This window comes from Thioalkalivibrio sp. ALJ2 (assembly GCF_000378325.1).
Taxonomy (GTDB): Bacteria; Pseudomonadota; Gammaproteobacteria; order Ectothiorhodospirales; family Ectothiorhodospiraceae; genus Thioalkalivibrio.
On the sequence record NZ_KB899554.1, the window covers coordinates 250,076 to 270,915 of the forward strand.

Annotated in this window: 20 protein-coding genes; 12 read left to right on the forward strand and 8 right to left on the reverse strand. The window is 63.9% G+C overall.

Annotated elements, in window-relative coordinates:
- Positions 1-4: 4 nt before the first annotated feature.
- Complete coding sequence (locus F468_RS0101120) at positions 5-997, reverse strand: dihydroorotate dehydrogenase (protein ID WP_018994463.1); 993 nt, start codon at positions 995-997, stop codon at positions 5-7.
- Here F468_RS0101120 and F468_RS0101125 point away from each other — a divergent pair.
- The 3 genes from F468_RS0101125 to F468_RS0101135 all read left to right on the forward strand — a co-directional run bounded on the left by F468_RS0101125 (position 996) and on the right by F468_RS0101135 (position 3,897).
- Positions 996-1,460 (forward strand): tRNA (cytidine(34)-2'-O)-methyltransferase, encoded by a 465-nt coding sequence (locus F468_RS0101125; protein WP_018649151.1) that lies wholly within the window; start codon positions 996-998, stop codon positions 1,458-1,460. The genes F468_RS0101120 and F468_RS0101125 overlap by 2 nt on opposite strands.
- Positions 1,461-1,578: 118 nt before the next feature.
- A complete protein-coding gene (locus F468_RS0101130; protein ID WP_018994464.1) occupies positions 1,579-2,451 on the forward strand; it encodes a dienelactone hydrolase family protein in 873 nt (290 codons plus the stop codon).
- A gap of 237 nt (positions 2,452-2,688) precedes the next feature.
- Positions 2,689-3,897 (forward strand): 6-phosphofructokinase, encoded by a 1,209-nt coding sequence (locus F468_RS0101135; protein ID WP_012981470.1) that lies wholly within the window; start codon positions 2,689-2,691, stop codon positions 3,895-3,897.
- Between the two features lie 102 nt (positions 3,898-3,999).
- Here F468_RS0101135 and adk read toward each other — a convergent pair whose 3' ends face one another.
- Positions 4,000-4,656, reverse strand: coding sequence for an adenylate kinase (adk, locus tag F468_RS0101140; RefSeq protein ID WP_018649153.1), 657 nt, complete (start codon positions 4,654-4,656; stop codon positions 4,000-4,002).
- A gap of 151 nt (positions 4,657-4,807) precedes the next feature.
- Between adk and F468_RS0101145 the strand changes: the two genes are divergently transcribed.
- Positions 4,808-5,974 (forward strand): hypothetical protein, encoded by a 1,167-nt coding sequence (locus F468_RS0101145; protein ID WP_018139788.1) that lies wholly within the window; start codon positions 4,808-4,810, stop codon positions 5,972-5,974.
- A 71-nt stretch (positions 5,975-6,045) separates the two neighbouring features.
- On the opposite strand, the gene F468_RS0101150 is transcribed toward F468_RS0101145, so the two are convergent.
- Genes F468_RS0101150 through F468_RS0101160 form a run of 3 tightly spaced genes read right to left on the reverse strand, consistent with a single transcriptional unit; the run spans position 6,046 to position 10,639 of the window.
- Entirely contained in the window at positions 6,046-7,029 is a 984-nt protein-coding gene (locus tag F468_RS0101150) for a DmsC/YnfH family molybdoenzyme membrane anchor subunit (protein ID WP_012981473.1), read from the reverse strand.
- Positions 7,030-7,046: 17 nt separating this feature from the next.
- Entirely contained in the window at positions 7,047-7,778 is a 732-nt protein-coding gene (locus F468_RS0101155) for a 4Fe-4S dicluster domain-containing protein (RefSeq protein WP_012981474.1), read from the reverse strand.
- Positions 7,775-10,639, reverse strand: coding sequence for a molybdopterin oxidoreductase family protein (locus tag F468_RS0101160; protein ID WP_018139790.1), 2,865 nt, complete (start codon positions 10,637-10,639; stop codon positions 7,775-7,777). The genes F468_RS0101155 and F468_RS0101160 overlap by 4 nt, the downstream gene beginning before the upstream one ends.
- A 225-nt stretch (positions 10,640-10,864) precedes the next feature.
- Here F468_RS0101160 and F468_RS0101165 point away from each other — a divergent pair, with 225 nt between their 5' ends.
- Both F468_RS0101165 and F468_RS0101170 read left to right on the forward strand, forming a co-directional pair.
- The gene (locus F468_RS0101165; protein ID WP_012981476.1) at positions 10,865-11,401 is read left to right on the forward strand and encodes a metallophosphoesterase family protein; all 537 of its coding nucleotides are present in this window, start codon (positions 10,865-10,867) and stop codon (positions 11,399-11,401) included.
- Positions 11,402-11,527: 126 nt separating this feature from the next.
- Complete coding sequence (locus F468_RS0101170; RefSeq protein WP_012981477.1) at positions 11,528-12,133, forward strand: CBS domain-containing protein; 606 nt, start codon at positions 11,528-11,530, stop codon at positions 12,131-12,133.
- A 69-nt stretch (positions 12,134-12,202) separates the two neighbouring features.
- Here the strand turns inward: F468_RS0101170 and sat are convergent, their stop codons facing one another.
- A complete protein-coding gene (gene sat / locus F468_RS0101175; protein WP_018175097.1) occupies positions 12,203-13,393 on the reverse strand; it encodes a sulfate adenylyltransferase in 1,191 nt (396 codons plus the stop codon).
- A 524-nt stretch (positions 13,394-13,917) separates the two neighbouring features.
- On the opposite strand from sat, the gene F468_RS0101180 reads away from it, so the two are divergent.
- The 6 genes from F468_RS0101180 to F468_RS14540 all read left to right on the forward strand — a co-directional run bounded on the left by F468_RS0101180 (position 13,918) and on the right by F468_RS14540 (position 18,404).
- Complete coding sequence (locus F468_RS0101180; RefSeq protein WP_018139792.1) at positions 13,918-14,694, forward strand: hypothetical protein; 777 nt, start codon at positions 13,918-13,920, stop codon at positions 14,692-14,694.
- Positions 14,695-14,733: 39 nt separating this feature from the next.
- Entirely contained in the window at positions 14,734-15,213 is a 480-nt protein-coding gene (aprB, locus tag F468_RS0101185; protein WP_038038494.1) for an adenylyl-sulfate reductase subunit beta, read from the forward strand.
- Positions 15,213-17,111 carry an adenylyl-sulfate reductase subunit alpha gene (gene aprA / locus F468_RS0101190; protein WP_018139794.1) on the forward strand — a complete coding sequence of 633 codons (1,899 nt, stop codon included), beginning with the start codon at positions 15,213-15,215 and terminating at the stop codon, positions 17,109-17,111. The genes aprB and aprA overlap by 1 nt, the downstream gene beginning before the upstream one ends.
- Before the next feature lie 157 nt (positions 17,112-17,268).
- Positions 17,269-17,619 carry a hypothetical protein gene (locus tag F468_RS0101195; protein ID WP_018139795.1) on the forward strand — a complete coding sequence of 117 codons (351 nt, stop codon included), beginning with the start codon at positions 17,269-17,271 and terminating at the stop codon, positions 17,617-17,619.
- Between the two features lie 16 nt (positions 17,620-17,635).
- Entirely contained in the window at positions 17,636-18,148 is a 513-nt protein-coding gene (locus F468_RS0101200; RefSeq protein ID WP_018139796.1) for a peptidylprolyl isomerase, read from the forward strand.
- A gap of 91 nt (positions 18,149-18,239) precedes the next feature.
- Positions 18,240-18,404: a hypothetical protein gene (locus F468_RS14540; protein ID WP_018139797.1), complete on the forward strand. Its 165-nt coding sequence runs from the start codon at positions 18,240-18,242 to the stop codon at positions 18,402-18,404.
- Positions 18,405-18,545: 141 nt separating this feature from the next.
- Here F468_RS14540 and F468_RS0101210 read toward each other — a convergent pair whose 3' ends face one another.
- Both F468_RS0101210 and F468_RS0101215 read right to left on the reverse strand, forming a co-directional pair.
- On the reverse strand, positions 18,546-19,973 hold the full coding sequence (locus F468_RS0101210) for an AmpG family muropeptide MFS transporter (RefSeq protein ID WP_018175099.1): 1,428 nt from the start codon (positions 19,971-19,973) through the stop codon (positions 18,546-18,548).
- Positions 19,974-19,994: 21 nt separating this feature from the next.
- Positions 19,995-20,768, reverse strand: a complete 774-nt coding sequence (locus F468_RS0101215; RefSeq protein ID WP_018994465.1) for an exodeoxyribonuclease III — start codon at positions 20,766-20,768, stop codon at positions 19,995-19,997.
- Positions 20,769-20,840: the final 72 nt, after the last annotated feature.

The window sequence follows — 20,840 nt, forward strand, 5'->3', positions numbered from 1 at the left end:
CAGGTCAGGTCGTGGGGTCTTCCGGGGCCGGGGCGGCGCAGGCGGAGATCGGGCTGTTGAGCTGCAGGCTCCCGGTCAGCTCGCTGACCTGCTGGATGCCGTGGCGATCCATGTAGTCGCAGATGCCGTCCAGGATCTTCGGCAGGCACAGCGGATCGTAGAACAGCCCGGTACCCACGCCCACGGTGCTGGCGCCCGCGATCAGGAATTCCAGCGCGTCGCGCGCATTCATCACGCCGCCCTGGCCGATGATCGGGACATTATGCGGTGCGGCCACCTGATAGACCTGCTGTACTTTCAACAGCGCGATCGGCTTGATCGCCGGGCCGGAGAGTCCGCCCTGGTTGTTGCCGATCACCGCGCGGCGGTTTTCCACGTCGACGGCCATCCCCATCAGGGTGTTGATCACGGCAAACCCGTCGGTCCCGGCATCGATGCAGCGGCGGGCATTCTCGGCGATGTCGGTCTGGTTGGGCGACAGCTTGGTGATCAACGGCTTGGAGGTCACGGAGCGGCAGGCCTCGACCACGCGCGCCGACATCTCCGGGTCGTTGCCGAACGCCACGCCGCCTTCTTTCACGTTGGGGCAGGAGATATTGATCTCGATGGCATCGATCGGCGAGTCGTCGAAACGCCGGGTGACCTCGATGTACTCCTCGATCGTGGAGCCCGAGACGTTGGCGAAAAAGCGCGTCTCCTCGAAATCCAGTGCGGGCAGGATCTCGTCCACCACCCGGTCCACGCCCGGATTCTGCAGGCCGATCGCATTCAGCATGCCGTCGGGCGTCTCGTAGACGCGGTGCGGCGGGTTGCCCAGTCGTGCCTGGCCGGTCGTGCCCTTCAGGCAGATCGCACCCGCGTCGCGGTTGGAGAACCCGGCGACCCGGGTGTATTCCTCGCCAAAGCCGACACAGCCGGACAGCAGCACCAGCGGCGTGTTCAAATGCAGCCCGCAGAAATCAACGGCCAGCCGCGGATCGGTGCGCGAATCACTCATGCTTCACATCGTCCTTTATGAACCGGAAATCCCGCCGAACACGGGCAATATTATTCGTCTGGCGGCCAACACCGGGGCGGCGTTGCACCTGATCCATCCGCTCGGCTTCGAGCTGGATAGCGCCCGGGCGCGCCGCGCCGGGCTCGACTATCACGAGCTGGCCCGGGTGCAAGAGTATGACAGCCTCGAACGGTGGCGGGAATCGATCCGGCCGCAGCGCGAGTTCGCCCTGACCACGCGCGGGCAGGCCCGTTACGACCAGGCCGGGTACCAGTCCGGTGATGCCCTGTTGTTTGGGCCGGAGACCCGCGGACTGCCCCAAGCGGTACTCGACGCACTGCCTCCCGAACAGCGATTGCGTCTGCCCATGCAGCCCGATAGCCGCAGCCTGAACCTCTCCAACGCGGTGGCCGTGGTCGTCTACGAGGCCTGGCGCCAACTCGGTTTTCCGGGCGGGGTCTAGGGTCCGATGTGCTGGGCAGGACGCCGTGACTTGCTCTAAGCTCGAAGGCGTGGCTCACGGCTGCGGGACCCCCAGTTGGGTCTTCTGCGCGGCTCCAACAAGAAGGGGTTCGGGATTCATGGTTTCTGCTTTTCGATCGTTCTGCCTGCTGGCCGCCACCAGCCTCCTCGTCTCGCCGCTCGCCGCGGATGAACCCGCCGGTTCTGACAACTGGTGGTGGGATGACGACTGGTGGGAAGACGGCGTGCTGTATTCCGATCTCGAGAATCACGAGGTCGAGATCGAGCGATTCGAGTATGAGCGCGACGGCGTGGGCATCCCGGCGCTGGTGGCGCGCCCCGCCGATGGCGAGGCCTATCCCGCGATCCTCTGGGCCCATGGCCGGCGCGGGCTGGACGATCTGGCGATCCTGCATGTGAAGCGCCTGGCCGCGCGCGGCTTCGTGGTGATGGCGCCGGACATGTACACCGGCCGTTTCATGGAAAGCCATCCGCTGGATCATGACTACGAGCTGGAGGGCGACCTGAACAAGGGATTGGATGTCCTGCTCGAGCGTGACGACATCGTCGGTGACCGGGCCTGCCTGGTCTCCATCACGCGCGGGGGCTACAAGACGCTTAAGGTGGCCGTGACCTTTGAGCGGCAGGTCGAGGATGTTGCCTGCTGGGCCGGCTACTACCCGCACCTGCAGGACCCGAACCTCGGCGAGCCGCACCAGGTGTATCGCTACGCCAACGAGGTCAATCAGCTCGAGATCCCGATGATGATCCTGATCGGCGACGAAGAGCAGTATCAGCGCCACCGGACCGCGAAGATGGCCGCGGACGGTCTGGAAAGCCGCGGCGGTGATGTGACCTGGATCGAATATCCAGGCGTTGGCCGCGGCTTCGATTTTCGCAATGGCAGCAACCGCACCTTCGCCGACGATCTCGCCTCTCGTGACGCGATGATCCGGGTCACCCGCTTTGTGAACCAGCATCTGCGCGACTGAGTTCTCCCTCGACTTCCTCCCCTGGCCTGCGAGCCGGCACCACCGACCCATCGGGTTGGTGGTGCCGTTGTGCCTTCAGGTCCTCTCAGGTCAATAAGTCTTTGATAATACAATTAAACGTTTCCGTGCGGAGAGTGCGGAATTTGCTATCTTCGGGCCTTATGTCACTGAGATGCCCGGTCGTTGCGCGGCCGATTCACGGTTGGAACGCACTAAAGTCGCAGAAGGAGGACGAAGATGGCCAAGGTTCTGATCGCCCAGGGTGGAGGCCCGACGGCGGTAATCAATCAATCCATGGTGGGCGCAGTCCTGGAAGCCCGGAAATTTACCGACGTCGAGCTGGTATACGGGGCCTTCCACGGGGTCCGCGGGATCATCGACGAGGAGTTCCTGGACCTGACCCAGGAGACCACCCACAATCTGGAGATGGTCGCGCGGACGCCCTCCTCGGCGCTGGGCTCTACGCGTGACAAGCCGGATCTCGACTACTGCAAGGAGATCTTCAAGGTCCTGAAGGCCCACGAGATCACCTACTTCTTCTATATCGGCGGCAACGACTCCTCCGACACGGTGCGTATCGTCAGCGAGGAGGCGCGCAAGGCCAACTATCCGATGCGTTGCGTGCATATCCCGAAGACGATCGACAACGACCTGGTGGAGAACGACCATACGCCGGGCTTCCCGTCCGCAGCGCGTTTCGTGGCCCAGGCCTTCGTCGGCGCCAACCTCGACAACTATGCCCTGCCGGGAATCTATCTGGCGGTGGTCATGGGCCGCCATGCCGGGTTCCTGACCGCGGCCTCCGCCCTCGGGAAGAAATTCCCGGACGACGGGCCCCACCTGATCTACGTGCCCGAACGCGTATTCGAAGTCGACCGCTTCCTGTCGGACGTCAAGGCGACCATGGACCGTTACGGGCGCTGCGTGATCGCGGTCAGCGAGGGGATCCATGACGCGGACGGTGAGCCGATCGCGACCAAGCTCGCCAAGGACGTGGAGAAGGATGCCCACGGTAATGTTCAGCTCTCGGGCACCGGCGCCCTGGCCGACATGCTCTGTGGCGAGATCCGGGACAAGCTGGGGGTCAAGCGCGTACGCGGCGACACCTTCGGCTATCTGCAGCGTGCCTTTATTGGCTGTGTCTCGGACGTCGACCAGCGCGAGGCCCGGGAAGTGGGCGAGAAGGCCGTGCAGTTTGCGATGTGGCAGGGCCGCGACGGCTCGGTCGCGATCAAGCGTACCGGCTTTTATTCGGTGGACTACGAGTACGTGCCGCTGGAGGCCGTCGCTGGCAAGACCAAGGTCATGCCGGACGAGTTCATCGATGCCTCGGGCACCGACGTCACCGACGCCTTCCGGATGTATCTGCGTCCGCTGCTGGGCTCGGGCATGCCGGATGCCTACCGCCTGCGTCAGAACAAGGTGACCAAGGTGCTCGGTCGCTAGTAGCAAGAAAGCCCCTGGTCCCGTGTCCGGGCCCAGGGGCGGCAGGCGCGGGGCCGTGGCCCAATCAAGACGACCCGCCCGGAATACCTGGCGGGTCGTTTTTTAGCCCAGGGCCTTGAAGATCTGGTCGCGGATGTCTTCCACCGACCCGGTTCCCTTGATGTGGACATATTTCGGCGCGTCGGGCTCGCCGCTGTCCGCCCACTTCGAGTAGAAGTCCACCAGCGGGCGCGTCTGGCTGTGGTAGGCCTCGAGGCGCTTGCGCACCGTTTCTTCGTTGTCGTCTTCGCGCTGGATCAGGTCCTCGCCGGTGACGTCGTCCTTGCCTTCGACCTTCGGCGGATTGAATTCGACGTGATAGGTGCGGCCGGAGCCCGGATGTACCCGCCGTCCGCTCATGCGGCGGATCACCTCTTCGTCGGGGACATCCACCTCCACGACAAAGTCGAGCGGCACGTTCTGCTCCTTCAGGGCCTCGGCCTGCGGGATGGTGCGCGGGAAGCCATCGAACAGGAAGCCGGTGTCGCAGCAATCGGGCTGCTCCACGCGTTCCTTCACCAGGCCCAGGATGATGTCGTCGGAGACCAGGCCGCCAGCATCCATGACCTCTTTGGCCTTCAGACCCAGTGGGGTGCCTGCCTTGACGGCTGCACGCAGCATATCGCCGGTGGAGATCTGCGGGATGTTGTACTTCTCGCAGATGTACTGGGCCTGGGTGCCCTTGCCGGCGCCAGGCGCCCCCAACAGAATCAGTCGCATGCTCTCGCTCCTATGAGGAGTGGGTGGTTGTGCTATGGTCGCTGCAGACACTCCCGATCCGCGCAAGTTACAGTACAGGGGTTGTGGTTGTCGGTACAACCCTGCCCTTCCTTATGTGACACCCGCCCCCTGCAAGGAGTCACCGACCGTTATGCAAGCCGGCCCCCGCGAGATCACCACGCCGTTTCGGCCCATCCCCCTGGATATCCCGGAGGGCATGAAACCCAACGAGTTCTTCAATAGCACCGAGAACCTCGCCGACCTGGTGAACAACAACGGGCTGCTGGTCAATCCGGAAAACCTCCTGCTCTACCGCAAGGCGCTGGGGCACAGCAACGAGTTCGACTGCTCTATCATCTACAACACCTCGCAGACCATCCTCGACCCGATGGGGCGCCCGGTGCGGCGCACCCAGGTGCCGGAGCCGGTGCGGCATGTCTGGAACCGGATGAACGGAGTGATCATCGAGTACATGCTGGAGCAGTACCCGGACCCGGCCGAGGCCCTGGTGCTGGCGGGCGAGGCCAGCCTGGACGCGACCTGGCCGCTGACCGCGCCCGGGGTGCCCAGTATCCGCATGCTGCACAACCATTTCATCGTCTTTCCGATGGCGACGCTGGCTGAAGCGCCGCTGGCCGATCCCGGTAACCCCAACCTGACCGATGGCGGCCAGCACAGCCTGTTCCAGGCCTATATGCGCGATGTCTACCGGGCCTTCTTTACCCGCGCCCTGGACCTGCAGATCCTGCGGCCCGCGCCCGATCACGAGGCTCGACTCGCGCTGACCGGCTACCCGCACGGCCTCCCGAGCTGGGAGATCCAGGGTGGGGTCGAGGCGTTGAAGGACATCCGCTTCTGGCGCGAATACGACGCGGTCCTGCAGGGCTTTCTGGACTTCTACCGCACCTTCTTCTCGCAGGTCTCCACCCGCAATGCCCCGATGCCCGAGGGCGTGCACTTCCCCGATGCGGTGGAGGAGGTCCTGCTGTTCAACAACGACTTCCTCAAGACCGCCAAGAAGGTGCGCGATCGCTGCTTCACCGACGCCAAGTACGCCCATGCGATCCGTTGGCAGCCGGCCTTCAAGCAGCTGATTTACCGCAACGACGAGGGCCGCTTGATCGTCACGATCAGTCAGAATTCGATCGGCAACGCGATCACTGAGCTGCTGGGGGTGGTGGTCAACCGGGTACCGGACGCGGAGGCCTACGAGCACGTCGAACCGGCCCTGGTCGAGAAGTTGCTGGAGGTGCGCCGCCGCCTGGTAGAGCTCGATCTGGGTGAGGGGATCACGACCGAGGGCTGGTCGGCGGTCTGATCGGAGCGATTTGGGGCTGGGCCCCGAACCTGGATGGGCCGGGAGCGGTCAGGCCGCCCCCGGCTGTGTCCTCAGGCCACCGACTGGTAGTAGATGTTCTGCGGGTGGTTGGCCTGGGCGAAGAAGAACCAGCGCTCGGCGACCATGCCCAGATACTGGATCACGAACGCGGCGATCAGCAGGTTGACCGGGTCGATGCGGGCGACCAGCACGACCAGCAGCAGGATCGCCGGGACCACGAATGCACCCAGCAGGAAGATCCACTTCATCCCGCGCAGGAACGCGGCCGACATGTGGTGGAAGAATTCCCGCGTATTGAATGACCCGCCCATGAAGCCCTGGGACTTCTGCTGGATCTTCGGGTGCTTCACCCCGATCGCGGTCTGCAGCGTGGACTTCGACTTGATACGGGAGTTGCGCACCAGCGATGCGCTGCGGGTACCCAGTCCCAGAAGCGTCAGGACGATCGCGACCGTCGCCAGGAAGGCGACCAGCGGGACACCGGCCCAGGCCGCATAGGCGGCCGCCAGGGTGAAGCCGTTGGCGGCCCCCAGCACGGTGTAGTTGACCACGGTCAGCGGGGAGTGCCATTCCTGCAGGAACTTGATGCAGGCGTAGATCATCGCGGTCGTTACATACAGCACGATGGCCAGCAGCGCCCCGATGGCGCCAAGCACGACGGTCAGCAGGACGGGGACATCCCCGGCCAGCGTACCCAGGGCCGGGTTGAACCCGAACGCATGGGCCGCGCCGTACAGGAACACGACGCCCATGAACGCCGGGAGTACGATCACCTCGCGCGAGAGCCAAGAGGTGCGCCACTTGGTGGCGGTGCGCCAGGCGCGTTCCGGCCGCCCCAGGTGAAAGAACGAGGCGATCAGCCCCAGCACCAGGAAGGCCAGCGCGAGCGCGGAGCCCAGGGCCAGGAAGTCCGAACCCGGGGGCGGCAGCACGCCCAGCAGGCTCAGTGCCTCGGCACCGAACAGGCCGAGAAACAGGCCCTGGCCGGCGCCGATCAGGGTGGTGAGGAAAATGACCGAGAAGGCTGGATGCATAGTGTCTTCGTCCCTGTTTACCAGCTGGTGACGTCGTCGAGCGAGGGTTCGTCCTGCCCGGGCTTCGGCAACTGACTGTCGATCTTCAGCGGGTTGTCCGCGCGTTCGACCTCGTCTTCGCGGATGGTGAGCTGGGTCTTGCGCCGCGGCAGGTAGTGGTTGGCCGGCTTGGACCCCCATTCCGGCATCAGCTGGTAACCACCGGCCTCGCGGATGGCCTTCGAGACGACCGACTCGGGGTCATGGATATCGCCGTAGAGCCGCGCATTGGTCGGGCAGGCCCGCACGCAGGCCGGCTTGCGATCCCATTCCGGCAGCTCCTCGTTGTAGATGCGGTCCACGCACAGGGTGCACTTGGTCATCACCTTGCGTTCGGCATCCACCTCGCGCACGCCATAGGGGCAGGCCCAGGAGCAGTACTTACAGCCGATGCACTTGTCGTAATCGACCAGCACGATGCCGTCCGACTCGCGCTTGTAGGACGCCCCGGTCGGGCAGACCGGCACGCAGGGCGGCTCTTCGCAGTGCAGGCAGGACTTTGGAAAGTGCACCGTCTCGGTGTTCGGGTATTCACCCACCTCGAAACTTTGCACCCGGTTGAAGAAGGTGCCGGTGGGGTCCGCGTCGTAGGGGTTCTGGTCGACCAGTGGGCCGGCATCGCCGGAGGTGTTCCATTCCTTGCAACTGGTCACGCAGGCGTGGCAACCCACGCAGACGTTGAGATCGATGACGAGGGCGAGTTGGGTCATTTCTTGCCTCCTATGCCCGCAAAGAAGTTCAAAACACGTGCCCGTGTGGACTGGCCGGGGTACGGTTTGAGCGGCTTGAACTGGGGAGAGGTCTCCTGCGGCTCCCCTTCTTCGGCCTTGTAGATTCGTACGCGGACGTCATACCAGGCCGCCTGACCAGTCACCGGATCGGAGTTCGAGATCGGGCCGCTCTGCCCCGGCAGCTCCTCGGAGATCAGGTGGTTCAGCAGAAAGCCCTTGCGTGACTCGTTGGCGCCCGGGGTCAGGTTCCAGGCCCCCGCGGCCTTGCCGATCGCATTCCAGGTCCAGACGGTGCCGGGCTCGACAGCCTCCGAGTACTTGGCCATGCAGCGCACCCGGCCCCAGGGGCTTTCCGCCCAGATCCAGTCCTCGTCTTCGATGCCGGCGGCCCGCGCGGTGCGCGCGTTCACGTACAGCAGGTTGTGGGCGTGGATCTGGCGCAGCCAGGCGTTCTGGGAGTCCCAGGAGTGGTACATCGCCATCGGCCGCTGGGTGACGGCCGCCAGCGGGTAGGTGTGCTTGTCCGTGGACTGGTGTTCCAGCGGGTCATAGTAGAAGGGCAGCGGGTCGAAGAAGGTCTCGACGCGCTTGGCCAGGTGCGCCGGCGCCTTGCGCGTGGGCCCCTTGCCCTGGGCGGCGGCGCGGAACTTCATCAGCACCTCGGAGTAGAGGTGGATCAGCACGGGCTCGCCATAGCGCGTGATGCGGTTGCGCTGCGACCACTCCAGATAGCCCTTGTTCCAGTTACGCATGTACTGGTAGCTGCGCGGCAGTTCGTACTGGAAGACGCAGTTGTTCTTCGCGTACATCTCCCACTGGTTGGGGTTGGGTTCGCCACGCAGGGACTTTTCGCCGCCCTTGCCGCGCCAGCCGGCCAGGAAACCGATGCCGGAGCCCGGCTCGGTCTCGTAGTTGACCACGAAGTCCGGGTAGTCGCGGAACTTGCGATCGCCCTTCTCGTTCACGAAGGCCGGTAGCTTCAGGCGCGACCCGAGCTCGATCAGTACATCCTGGAAGGGCTTGCACTCGCCCTTGGGCGGCACCACCGGGATGCGCACCGAGTCCACCGGGCCGGTGAACTCGGAGATCGGGCGATCCAGCATCGACATTACGTCGTGGCGTTCCAGATAGGTGGTATCCGGCAGCACCAGGTCGGCAAACGCGGTCATCTCGGACTGGAAGGCATCCGCCACGACGAGGAACGGGATCTTGTATTCCCCGTTGTCGTCCTTGTCGTTCAACATCTTGCGGACCTCTTCCGTGTTCATGGTCGAGTTCCACGCCATGTTGGCCATGAAGATCAGCAGGGTGTCGATCGGGTAGGGGTCGCCGCGCCAGGCATTGGTGATCGCGTTGTGCATCATGCCGTGCACGGCCAGCGGGTACTCCCAGGAGAAGGCCTTGTCGAGTCGCACCGGCTCGCCCTTGTCGTCCACGAACAGGTCGTCCGGGCTGGCCGGCCAGCCGAGCACCATGCCGTCCAGCGGCTTGCCGGGCTGAACGCCCTCCGGCCCCTTCGGCGTGCGGGCGCAAGGCGGGATCGGACGCGGGAACGGGGCCTTGTGGCGGAAGCCACCGGGGCGATCGATCGTGCCCAGCAGCGACATCAGGATCGACAGCGAACGGATGGTGTGGAAGCCGTTCGAGTGTGCGGCCAGCCCGCGCATCGCATGGAAGGAGACCGGGTTGCCGGTCACCGACTCGTGCTCCACACCCCAGGAATCGGTCCAGGCGATCGGCAGCTCGATGCGCTGATCGCGCGCGGTCACGCCCATCTCGTGGGCCAGGCGGCGGATATCCTTGGCCGCTATGCCGGTGACGCGCTCGGCCCATTCCGGGGTGTACTCCGCGACCCGGTCCTGCAGCAGCTGGAACGAGGGCTTCGCCCGTGTCCCGTCGTCGAGTGTGAATTCTCCGAGCAGGTAGGGGTCGGCGCCCGGGGTGTGGGTGGCGACCGGGCGCCCGGTCTTGCGATCCCACCAGAGCTGGTTCTGCGCGTCGTAGCAGCCTTCTTCCGGCGGATCCTCGGTGCGCAGGAACATGCCGAACTCGTCCTGGTCCTCGTCCATGTTCACCAGCTGGCCGGCATTGCTGTAGCGGACCAGGAAGTCGCGGTCGTACAGGCCCTTGTTGATGATCTCGTGGATCAGGGCCAGCAGCAGGGCGCCATCGGTCCCCGGACGGATCGGGACCCATTCGTCGGCGATCGCGGAGTAGCCGGTGCGCACCGGATTGATGGAGATAAAGCGCCCGCCCTGGCGCTTGAACTTGGAGATCGCCACCTTCAGCGGGTTGGAGTGGTGGTCCTCCGCGGTGCCGATCATCACGAACAGCTTCGAGCGTTCCAGGTCGGGACCACCGAACTCCCAGAACGAGCCGCCGATCGTGTAGATCATGCCGGCGGCCATGTTCACCGAGCAGAAACCGCCGTGCGCGGCGTAGTTGGGGGTGCCGAACTGCTTGGCGAACAGCCCGGTCAGGGCCTGCATCTGGTCACGCCCGGTGAACAGCGCGAAGCGCTTCGGGTCGGTCTCGCGGATGTGCCCGAGGCGCTCGGCGAGGATCTCGAAGGTCTCCTCCCAGGAGATCGGCTCGAACTCGCCGTCGCCCCGCTCGGCGCCGGGCTTGCGCCGCAGGGGCTGGGTCAGCCGCGCCGGGGAGTGCTGTTTCATGATCCCGGAGGCGCCCTTGGCGCAGATCACGCCCTCGTTGATCGGGTGCTCGGGGTTGCCGTCGATGTACCGTACCTCCCCGTCGCGCAGGTGCACCCGGATGCCGCAGCGGCAGGCGCACATGTAACAGGTGGTGTTCTTGATTTCGTGCGACGGGGTCTGTGCCATAAATCGTCAACGCCTTGTAAGTTAGACAATCGCGATATACTGCAATACCCCTTACTTCGGTCGGGGTTACCCCCACTATGCAGTTCCGGGGTGCCCACCACAAGGGAGTCAAAGATGGATTCTGCGTGCCCGTTCGGATGCCTCGAATTGGGCCCGGGGGCAGGGCGGGGCGCGGCAGTGTTATCGTCCCGGCACTGGAATTTGGCAACAGAGGCCTGCGAACCCATGAAGGTATGCATTGTTTCCGACAGCCATGACCGCGGCCCGATGCTGGCCCGCGCGATCGAGGCCGGTATTGTCGAGGGCGCCGAGGCGGTCATCCACTGTGGCGACGTGATCGGCGGCAATACGCTGCGGGCCTCGCTGAAGCTGGGTGTGCCGATACACGCGGTGCATGGCAACAACCTGGGGGACCCGGTCGCGATCTCGCGCATCGCCCATCAGTCCAACGGCCTGCTGCACTACTACGGGCTGGATGCCACGATCACCCTGGGGGGGCGCCGCATCTTCGTCACGCACTACCCCCATTACGCCCATGCGATGGCATGCACGGGTGACTACGACCTGGTCTGCTGCGGCCACAGCCACGAGACCGAGATCCGTCAGCAGCCGCATGTGCAGGATGGCTCCACTTGGGTCGTGAATCCCGGCACGGTCGCGGGTCTCGGCGCGCCCGAGGCGACCTGGGCGCTGGGGGATCTCGACCGCATGTCGTTCGAGATCCGGCCAACGCCGGAAGAGGCAGCAGCCGGAATCGAGTGACCCATCGGGGTTCCCTGGCGCCTCCCCGGCGCTGCGCCGCCCCGCGGTTTCGTCAGACGGGACCCGCTTGTCAGCGCGCCCATCTCAGGGCATCGTCTAGGTTCCCACCCTGGATGGAGAAATGCGATGACCGCAGAATTCCCGCACAAGCCCCTGCCATCGAGCAAGGCAGCTCCCGGAACCGGGCTTCAGCAGGTAACCGACGAGGAACCGCGGGTTACGCTGGCCTCCTCCGCGTTGTGTGTGCTGACCGACTTCCGCCGAGTGCCGGTGGCCACAATTGGTCCCGACGCGACCCTCGGTCAGGCGACGGAGCAGATGATTGCCAGGGGTGTGCGGTTGCTGATCGTGGTCGACGACGCGCGGCAGGTGCGCGGGTTGATTACGGCTCGCGATACGCAGGGGGAGCGCCCGATCCAGATGGTGAATGAGCGTGGTCTGCGGCATGAGGACCTCCGGGTCCGTGACCTGATGGCGCCCCTGGATGATGTGGATCTTCTGGACATGCAACGGGTGATGCAGGCGGACGTTGGCGACATCATCGCAACCCTGAAGGACTGGGGGCGTCAGCATGCGCTCGTGGGCCAGACGGATCCGGCGACCGGCGAGACCCGCATCCGGGGCATGTTCTCGGCCACGCAGATTGGCCGCCAACTGGGCGTGTCGGTGCAGACCTTTGATGTCGCGCGGACCTTCGCCGAGATCCAGGCGGCATTGTCGAAGACCTACTGAGAACGCAAAAAGGTGGCGGGATCTCCCGCCACCTTTTCTGTTTCCGGGCTTTGACGCAGTCGAGCCCGGTTACTGATTGATGCTCTGGTAGTAGTCCATCAGGATCTCGGCCACCTCCGGGCGGGAAAACTCGGGCGGGGGTGCCTCGCCGCGGCCCAGCATCTCGCGCACCTTGGTGCCGGACAGGAGCACGAAGTCCTCCTTCGTGTGGTCGGGCGCATCACACATCATGACCACGCGGCCGAGCTTCTTCGAGAAGGCGGTGTGGTCCGCTCGGAAGATCTCGATCTCCAGTGCGTCGCTCGGGACCTCCGTGTCGAAGATGGTCTGGGCGTCGAACGGTCCGTAGTAGTCCCCAACCCCGGCGTGATCGCGCCCGATGATGAAGTGGGTCGCCCCCATGTTCTGCCGGAACAGCGCATGGAGCACGGCCTCCCGCGGCCCGGCATAAAGCATGTCGAAGCCGTACCCGGTGATCATCACGGTGTTCGGGGGGAAGTAGATCTCGGCCATCTTGCGAATGGCGGCGTCGCGCACCGGGGCCGGGATATCGCCGGGCTTCAGCTTGCCCAGCAGCATGTGGATCACCAGGCCATCGGCGCCCAGCTGGTCCAGTGCCATGCGGCATAGCTCCTCGTGAGCGCGGTGCATCGGGTTGCGGGTCTGGAAGGCCACCACCTTGTTCCAGCCGCGTTCCGCAATCTCGTTGCGGATCTCGACCGCAGTGCGGAAGGTGTCGGGGAAGTCATCCTGGAAATAGGAGAAGTGGAGCACCTGAATGGGGCCCGACACGCAGACGCGGCCCTCGCTGTTGAAGGCGGCCACCCCGGGGTGTTCCATGTCGGTCGTGCCGTAGACCTTCTGCGTCATGGTCTCCATCTGTTCGGGGGTGAACTCCTCGATGGCCTCGACTTCCTGGATGGCGAGTACCGGGTTCCCCTCCATGTTGGGATCGCGCAGGGCGATTCGCTTGGCCCCGCGGATGGCGTCGGCATTCTCCAACAGGTTTACCACCGGGACCGGGAAAAACAGACCGCTGGTGGTTCGCATGTCCTCCGCGCAGCCCATTGCGTCTGCGACATTCATGAAGCCGGTCAGGGGTGTGAAATAGCCCCCTCCCATCATCACGGCGTTGCCGGCGGCCGCAGAGCTGATCACCACGGAGGGGAGGCTTTCGGCCTCTTTCAACAAGGCATGGTGTTGTTCGGGGTCGTAGACAAACAGGGGCTTCAGGGTGTCTGCACCGTGCGGTTTGATCATGGGGCTTTATCTCCTGCCGACGCTGGATGTGGACTGCATGGATTGGGCGGATTATCCCGCCGAGTGTCGTGCTCGGGCCGTACGTGGCCAGCCGGTCTGGTCGCCGGCCGTGCTGCAAGTCGACCCTGAACGTAGCACAAGATAGTCCATAAAGCGCCGGGTTACTTGACCCCTTGTCGGCCGCGTCTGGAGCGGCGCGGTTCATCAATCGGCTGCCGTTCGGTCCCAATGCGGGTTTCGTGGTTGATTAAAGGTTCTTGTGCTGGTCGCCACATTACTTTCCAGTCGCGCGACCGGCTTGTGGCGCGCAAAGCCCGTGAAAGCAGCTCCATAGATTAGCGTTTCCCTAAATAAGCATATGACCCCATACATTGAACTTATGTCTCGGCAAGCAAGTTTGATTTGAAGCACAAGATGGAGTTGGCACAGACTCGGTGGGCCAATTGGACACTCTGAGGAGGCCTGACGCCGTGATCACTAGTAATCCCTTTGCCGAACTGGCTGCGTTTATTCCACCAGCCGCAATGCAGTGGTATGTCGTGCTCATGGTCATTCTCGTGGCCGGCGGCACGATCCTCGACATGATGCACAAGAGGAGTGCCAAGTACTTTTTCGAGAACGCCAAGAAAGCCGAGAAGAATGCGAGCCGAAGCGTGAGCGGTGGCGAGAAATTCTCGCTGGCGATGCAGACCATCGGGAAAGAGGTCATCACCTCCGGCGAATTCAAGAATCCGACGCGTCGTGCCTCCCACCTCTTCACCATGTGGGGCTTTATCGTTTTCGTCGTCTCCTCCGCCGTGCTGATCTTTGGCTACGCGGCCGAGCCGGCCGCCGGCGTGTGGCCGCTCCTGTGGCACCTGGGCGCCTTGTCGCTCGCCTTTGGCGGCTACTGGTTCTGGTTTTTCATTCGTGTCGATGTCAATTCCGAAGGCCGTCGCTGGTACCAGCTGGTCCGCGCGGACCTGTTCATCGTGTCGCTGCTGGCGATGTCGACGTTCGCCATTCTGTGGTCGCTGACCCAGGGCGCAGGTGCCCTCGGCTGGCTCTTCTTCGTGCTCTTCCTCGCGGCTACCACGACCCTGTTCGCAACCGTCTACTGGTCGAAATTCGCGCACATGTTCTTCAAGCCCGCCGCGGCCTACCAGAAGCGCCTTACCCGGGCCGACGGCTCCGCCGAGAACCTTCCGACCCTTACGCGTGATGACCCCGAGCAGCAGCAGCGCCATTCCATGGAGTTGCTGCGCGACGCGCCGATGGAGATGGGGAAGGGTATCCAGCGTGAAGCGCCCAACCACTACTAAAGCCATTTACCCGAACATCAGCATCGATCGAGGACTACCATGCCAACTTTCGTATACATGACCCGTTGCGATGGCTGTGGATACTGCGTGGATATCTGCCCGTCAGACATCATGCATATCGACGAAACCACCCGTCGTGCCTACAACATCGAGCCCAATATGTGCTGGGAGTGCTTCTCCTGCGTGAAAGCCTGCCCGCACCACGCCATCGACGTGCGCGGCTATGCGGACTTCGCGCCGCTTGGGCACAGCGTACGCGTCGACCGCGACGAAGAGCGGGGAACTATCGCCTGGAAGATCAAGTTCCGCGATGGTCGCGAAAAGGAGTTCCTGTCGCCCATTACCACCAAACCCTGGGGCAAGCACATCCCGCAGCTGGCCGACGTTCCTGCGCCGGACAAGTCGATGAGGGACAGCCAGCTGCTGTTCAACGAGCCCAAGTACATCCGTATGGATGAGGGGGATCTGCACACGCTTGAGGCCGCCGGTCTCAAACTGAAAGAAGGGGTGTACTACTGATGGCCTACAAGACAATCGTCGAAGACAACATCGACATCTTGGTCTGTGGCGCCGGCCTGGGCGGCACGGGCGCCGCCTGGGAAGCCCGGTTCTGGGGCCAGGACAAGAAGGTCGTGATTGCGGAGAAGGCCAACATCGACCGCTCCGGCGCCGTGGCCCAGGGCCTGTACGCGATCAACTGCTACATGGGCACCCGCTGGGGCGAGAACAACCCCGAGGACCATGTTCGCTACGCGCGTATCGACCTGATGGGCATGGTGCGCGAGGATCTGCTGTTCGACATGGCGCGCCACGTGGATTCCACCGTGCACCAGTTCGAGGAATGGGGTCTCCCGCTGATGCGCGACCCGAAGACGGGCGCCTACCAGCGGGAAGGCCGCTGGCAGATCATGATCCACGGCGAGTCCTACAAGCCGATCGTGGCCGAGGCCGCCAAGAAGTCGGCCGATACGATCTACAACCGCATCTGCGTCACCCATCTGCTGATGGACGAGTCCAAGGAGAACCGGGTGGCCGGCGCCGTGGGCTTCAATGTGCGCACCGGCAACTATCACGTCTTCAAGTCGAAGACGGTAATCGTTGCTGCCGGCGGCGCATCGATGATCTTCAAGCCGCGCTCGGTCGGTGAAGGGGCGGGCCGTGTCTGGTACGCGCCCTGGTCTTCCGGCTCGGCCTACGGTCTGCTGATCAATGCCGGTGCCAAGATGACCCAGATGGAAAACCGCATCGTGCTGGCCCGCTTCAAGGATGGTTACGGCCCGGTCGGTGCCTACTTCCTGCATCTGAAGACCCGCACGCAGAACTGCAACGGCGAAGAGTACGAGTCCAAGTGGTGGCCGCAGCTGCAGGAGATGGTCGGCAAGGAGTACCTGGATCCGGAGGTCTCCCACCGGACCCATCGCCCGATCCCGACCTGCCTGCGCAACCACGCGTTCCTGAACGAGGTGAATGCCGGCCGTGGCCCGATCCACATGGTCACCATGGAGGCCTTCCAGGATCCGCACCTCGAAGAGGTGGGCTGGGAGAACTTCCTGGGTATGACCGTCGGCCAGGCCGTGCTCTGGGCCGCCACCGACGTGGACCCCAAGAACGAGAACCCCGAGCTGACCACCTCGGAGCCCTACGTGATGGGCTCGCATGCCACGGGCTGCGGAGCCTGGTGCTCCGGTCCGGAAGATGTTTCCCCGCCCGAGTACTTCTGGGGCTATAACCGCATGACCAGCGTCGAAGGCCTGTTTGGTGCCGGCGACGCCGTGGGCGGGACGCCACATGCGTTCTCCTCCGGTTCCTTCACCGAGGGCCGGCTGGCCGCGAAGGCTGCCTGCAAGTACATCGACGATGGCAAGGCCGACGGCATCCGCGTCTCCGATTCGCAGATCAACAAGCGCAAAGAGGAGATCTACAAGCCGCTCGAGCACTACAAGATCTATAGCAACGAGGTTGTGGCCGGTTCGGTCAATCCGAACTTCATCAACCCGCGCCAGGGTCTTGACCGCCTGCAGAAGCTGATGGACGAATACTGCGGCGGCGTGACGGTCAGCTACATGACCAACGAGAAGCTGCTCAATATCGGCCTGAAGAAGATGCACATCCTCGAAGAGGATCTGGACAAGCTGGCGGCGGAGGACATCCACGAGCTGCTGCGTGCCTGGGAGCTGAAGCACCGCGTGCGCACGGCCGAGAGCGTCTTCCAACACACGCTGTTCCGCAAGGAAACCCGCTGGCCGGGTTACTACTACCGAGGCGACTACATGAAGCTCGACGACAAGAACTGGCATCACCTGACCGTCTCTCGTCGTGACCCGAAGACGGGCGAGTACACCATGGAGAAGGCGCCGTGCTATCACCTGGTCGACAAGGACGAGGCCCCGGCCGAGCCCGAGAAGGCGGAAGCCTAGGGTGCTAACGTGACGGGGTCGGGTGTGGCCCCGTCACCACGGCTGGCAAGCAGCGATGGCCAACGCGTTCGCGCGTTGGTCTTCTCTTTCAACCGTCACCCCCGGGGGTTTCAACATGACCAGTGCAGCTGAAGCACAGCCAATGCCGGAGACCTCGATGAACATCATCGATCACTCCGACGAGGAGATCCTGGAGATCGCCCATCCCATGTGGAGCGATCTGATCAAGTACTCGAACAAGGGCCAGTACGGCAAGTTCGTCCGCCGGTTCTCCTACCACCTGCTGTTCGGCCTTAACGAGGTCGAGGTGGGCAAGCAGTTCGCCCAGAGCGAGCTGACCCGCAACCTGAAAGATGACTGGGATTACCTCGGCATCATTCGCCGCGGCGAACATGTCACGGTCCTGTATCGGGTGCGCAGCACGAAGAAAGAAGGGGAGTGGCTCGGCCGCATGGTCCTCGGCTACGAGGAAGGCGAAGTGCGAATCTTCGGTGCGTCCATTTTCTAAGACAGCGGGACTTTGAATGACAGATGTAATCAAGGATAACAAGTACGTCGAGCTGAATTACCAGGTCATCGACGAGAAATCCGGCCAGGTCCTGACCGAGGTGGAGTTCCCCCTGGGATACGTGCACGGCGTCAATGAGGTCCTGTCGCCCAAGGTGATGGGCGAGCTTGAGGGCAAGGCGCAGGGCGAAACCATCGAGGTCCCCATCGATTGCAATGCGCTGTACGGCCCGCGCGACGAGTCCCTGGTGATCACGGAAGCGATCGAAAACGTGCCGGAGGAGTACCGCGAGCTCGGTACGGCGATCCTGATGGAAAACGATCGTGGCCAGACCAAGAATTTTCTGGTTACGCGGCTCGACGACAAGACGATCACCATTGATGGCAATAACCCGCTGTGTGGTCGGCAGGTGATTTTCAAACTGAATGTGTTGTTGGTGCGTGATGCCACTGCGGACGAAATCGAGCATGGTGGCAAGGTGGAGTCGGGCCCGGAAATCGACAGCGGACGAGCGGTGCCCATCGAGTGATGGGGCCGGTTTGCCCAGCCTTTCAGTATGTCTGGGGGCGAGACGTTAATGTCCCATCCCCTCTTTTTCATCGAAGCGAGGTGAATGAACCATGAGCCAGGATACCGAGAAGAAACACCCGCAGGTCCCGGACGGCAAGTCCCGTTACCTGGTGACCCGCCAGATGCCGCCCAACGAAAAGGGCTTCGTCGGTTACGAGACGATCTGGGAGTCTTTCCAGAAAGAGGCGGAATACCAGACGCCGAAGCGCCCCTGAAGCCGGGAGTAGTCGATAGCCGCCCCTTCGATACCGGGGGCGCTGCCCTGCCGTCCGCTTGCGATCGTCATCGCCGGCGGACGTTTTTGTTTTGGTAGGCCCCGGACGGACGGGCCGACGTTCGGAACCCGGGCCCGCCTCTTACGAGGGGGCGCGTTCCGGTCCCTCCGGCGGCGCCTGCAACTCCGACGGTCGGCCCGGCTGGGCCATGCGGTCCGGATTGGCCCAGCGCATCAGGGCGAGGGCCAGCAGGATGGTGGGGATGCCAATGAGCGCGGAGCTGGCAAAGAACCAGAACCAGCCCAGGTGCTCGGCGAATACGCCGGTAAATCCGGCCAGGAACTGACCCGGGAGGGTCATGATCGAGCTGAACAGGGCGTACTGGGTCGCGGTGTAGGCCGAGTTGGTCAGGCTGGAGAGATAGGCGATGAACACCGAGATCGCCATCCCGCCGGAGAGATTGTCGGCCATGATTGCGAACACCAGACCGTAGGTTTCCGGGCCCAGGGTCGCCAGCCAGGAGAAGGTCAGGTTGGTAGCCGGCGCCAGGATGGCGGTGGCGATCAGCATGCGCATGATCCCGAAACGCACGACCAGCAGTCCGCCCAGGGCGGCCCCCGTCAGCGTCATCGCCAGCCCGAAGGCCGCGGCGATGTTGGCGATCTCGTCCTTGGTGAAGCCCAGGTCGAGATAGAATGGGTTGGCCATCACCCCCATGAAGATGTCGCTGATGCGGAAGATCGCGATGAACGCGATCACCAGCAGGGCGATTCGTCCGAAGCGCTGCCAGAACTCCACGAACGGGCATACCACCGCGCCGATGAACCAGGCCTTGAAGTCCCGCCAGAGGCCGGTGTCGGCGGTGTTGTTGATGTAATGAACCACGCGTTGTTCGAGCCGGGCGGTCTGCGCGTCGCGGGTGGCCACCTCGGGTTCGCGCACGATCAGGGTGCATACGACCCCGACCAGCATCAGCGCCGCCATCGCCATATAGGACAGGCTCCAGCTGCCGGCGGCCGCAATATGCAGCGCCCCCGCCCCGGCCGTCAGCAATGCCACGCGATAGCCGAAGACATAGGCTGCGGCCATCGCGCCCTGGCGCTCCTGGCTGACCGCCTCGATGCGGTAGGCGTCGATCGCGATGTCCTGGGTCGCGGCACCAAAGGCGGTCAGTACCGCCCAGACCGCGACCAGCCAGAGCTGTTCGGTGGGGTCGGTAAAGGCGATTCCGAACAGCCCCAGCATGATGGTCGCCTGCGCCGCCAGCATCCAGGCCCGCCGTCGCCCGAAGATCCGGGTCAGCAGCGGTAGCCGCATCCGGTCCACGATGGGAGCCCACAGCACCTTGATGCTGTAGGCCATGCCCACCCAGGAGAGGAAACCGATGGAGGCCAGTTCGACCCCGAGGTCGCGCAGCCAGGCGGTGAAGGTGCCGCCGGTCAGCAGTAGCGGGAGTCCGGCGGCAAAACCGAGGAACAGCATGCCCACCACCCGCGGGTGGCGGTAGACGGCCAGCGCCTCGCGCCAGTCGCGGTTTGGCCGGTTCTGCGACTCGGCAGCCGTGCTCACGAAGAGGCCCGCGAACGACGATCAGGGGGTGTAGTCATAGTCGATCCAGAACGGGGCGTGATCGGAGTAGCGGTCGTCCGTATGGATGTACGGGGCCCGCGCGGTCTCCGCGATGCCGGGGGTGGCAATCTGGTAGTCGATGCGCCAGCCCACGTTCTTCGCCCAGGCCTGGCCGCGATTGGACCACCAGGTGTACTGCTCGGGTCGGTCGTCCAGCCGCCGGAATACATCCACCATCCCGATCTCGTCGAACAGGTGATCCAGCCAGGCCCGCTCCTCGGGCAGGAAGCCCGAGTTCTTCTGATTGGATTTCCAGTTGCGCAGGTCGATCTCCTTGTGGGCGATGTTCCAGTCGCCGCAGATCACCCACTCGCGCCCGTCCTGCATGCGCTCCGCCAGCCAGGGCCGGAAGAAGTCCAGAAACCGCCACTTCGAATCCTGCCGGTGGTCCCCCGAGGAACCCGAGGGCAGGTAGAGCGACACCACGGACAGGTCCCCGAAGCGCATCTCCACGTAGCGGCCCTCGTTGTCCGCCTCCTCGAAGCCAATGCGCGTGATCACCTCGTCCGGCTGACGCCGGCTGTACAGGGCCACGCCACTGTAGCCGGGCTTGACCGCATCCACATAGGCGCAGTGGTAGCCGGGGGGATGGAAAGGCTCGCCCTGAATCTGGTGAATCTGGGCCTTGGTCTCCTGGATGCAGACCACGTCGGCCGCGGTCGTCGGGAGCCAGTCGAAGAAGCCCTTTCGGGCGGCGGCACGGATGCCGTTGGCGTTCATCGAGAGTATGCGCATGGCCGGGAACGATACCGGCGCGCGCGCGTGCAGGAAAGGGCTGGCATGATGAATCCAGCCCCGCCTGTGTCA

Bases quoted from the DNA above. Each gene is read 5' to 3' on its own strand.
- F468_RS0101195 (WP_018139795.1), top strand. From the start codon at position 17,269: ATGAACATCATCGATCACTCCGACGAGGAGATCCTGGAGATCGCCCAT.
- F468_RS0101150 (WP_012981473.1), bottom strand. From the start codon at position 7,029: ATGCATCCAGCCTTCTCGGTCATTTTCCTCACCACCCTGATCGGCGCC.
- F468_RS0101180 (WP_018139792.1), top strand. From the start codon at position 13,918: ATGCAGTGGTATGTCGTGCTCATGGTCATTCTCGTGGCCGGCGGCACG.
- F468_RS14540 (WP_018139797.1), top strand. From the start codon at position 18,240: ATGAGCCAGGATACCGAGAAGAAACACCCGCAGGTCCCGGACGGCAAG.
- F468_RS0101170 (WP_012981477.1), top strand. From the start codon at position 11,528: ATGACCGCAGAATTCCCGCACAAGCCCCTGCCATCGAGCAAGGCAGCT.
- F468_RS0101165 (WP_012981476.1), top strand. From the start codon at position 10,865: ATGAAGGTATGCATTGTTTCCGACAGCCATGACCGCGGCCCGATGCTG.
- F468_RS0101130 (WP_018994464.1), top strand. From the start codon at position 1,579: ATGGTTTCTGCTTTTCGATCGTTCTGCCTGCTGGCCGCCACCAGCCTC.
- F468_RS0101120 (WP_018994463.1), bottom strand. From the start codon at position 997: ATGAGTGATTCGCGCACCGATCCGCGGCTGGCCGTTGATTTCTGCGGG.
- adk (WP_018649153.1), bottom strand. From the start codon at position 4,656: ATGCGACTGATTCTGTTGGGGGCGCCTGGCGCCGGCAAGGGCACCCAG.
- F468_RS0101145 (WP_018139788.1), top strand. From the start codon at position 4,808: ATGCAAGCCGGCCCCCGCGAGATCACCACGCCGTTTCGGCCCATCCCC.
- aprA (WP_018139794.1), top strand. From the start codon at position 15,213: ATGGCCTACAAGACAATCGTCGAAGACAACATCGACATCTTGGTCTGT.
- F468_RS0101135 (WP_012981470.1), top strand. From the start codon at position 2,689: ATGGCCAAGGTTCTGATCGCCCAGGGTGGAGGCCCGACGGCGGTAATC.
- sat (WP_018175097.1), bottom strand. From the start codon at position 13,393: ATGATCAAACCGCACGGTGCAGACACCCTGAAGCCCCTGTTTGTCTAC.
- F468_RS0101125 (WP_018649151.1), top strand. From the start codon at position 996: ATGCTTCACATCGTCCTTTATGAACCGGAAATCCCGCCGAACACGGGC.
- F468_RS0101215 (WP_018994465.1), bottom strand. From the start codon at position 20,768: ATGCGCATACTCTCGATGAACGCCAACGGCATCCGTGCCGCCGCCCGA.
- aprB (WP_038038494.1), top strand. From the start codon at position 14,734: ATGCCAACTTTCGTATACATGACCCGTTGCGATGGCTGTGGATACTGC.
- F468_RS0101155 (WP_012981474.1), bottom strand. From the start codon at position 7,778: ATGACCCAACTCGCCCTCGTCATCGATCTCAACGTCTGCGTGGGTTGC.
- F468_RS0101160 (WP_018139790.1), bottom strand. From the start codon at position 10,639: ATGGCACAGACCCCGTCGCACGAAATCAAGAACACCACCTGTTACATG.
- F468_RS0101200 (WP_018139796.1), top strand. From the start codon at position 17,636: ATGACAGATGTAATCAAGGATAACAAGTACGTCGAGCTGAATTACCAG.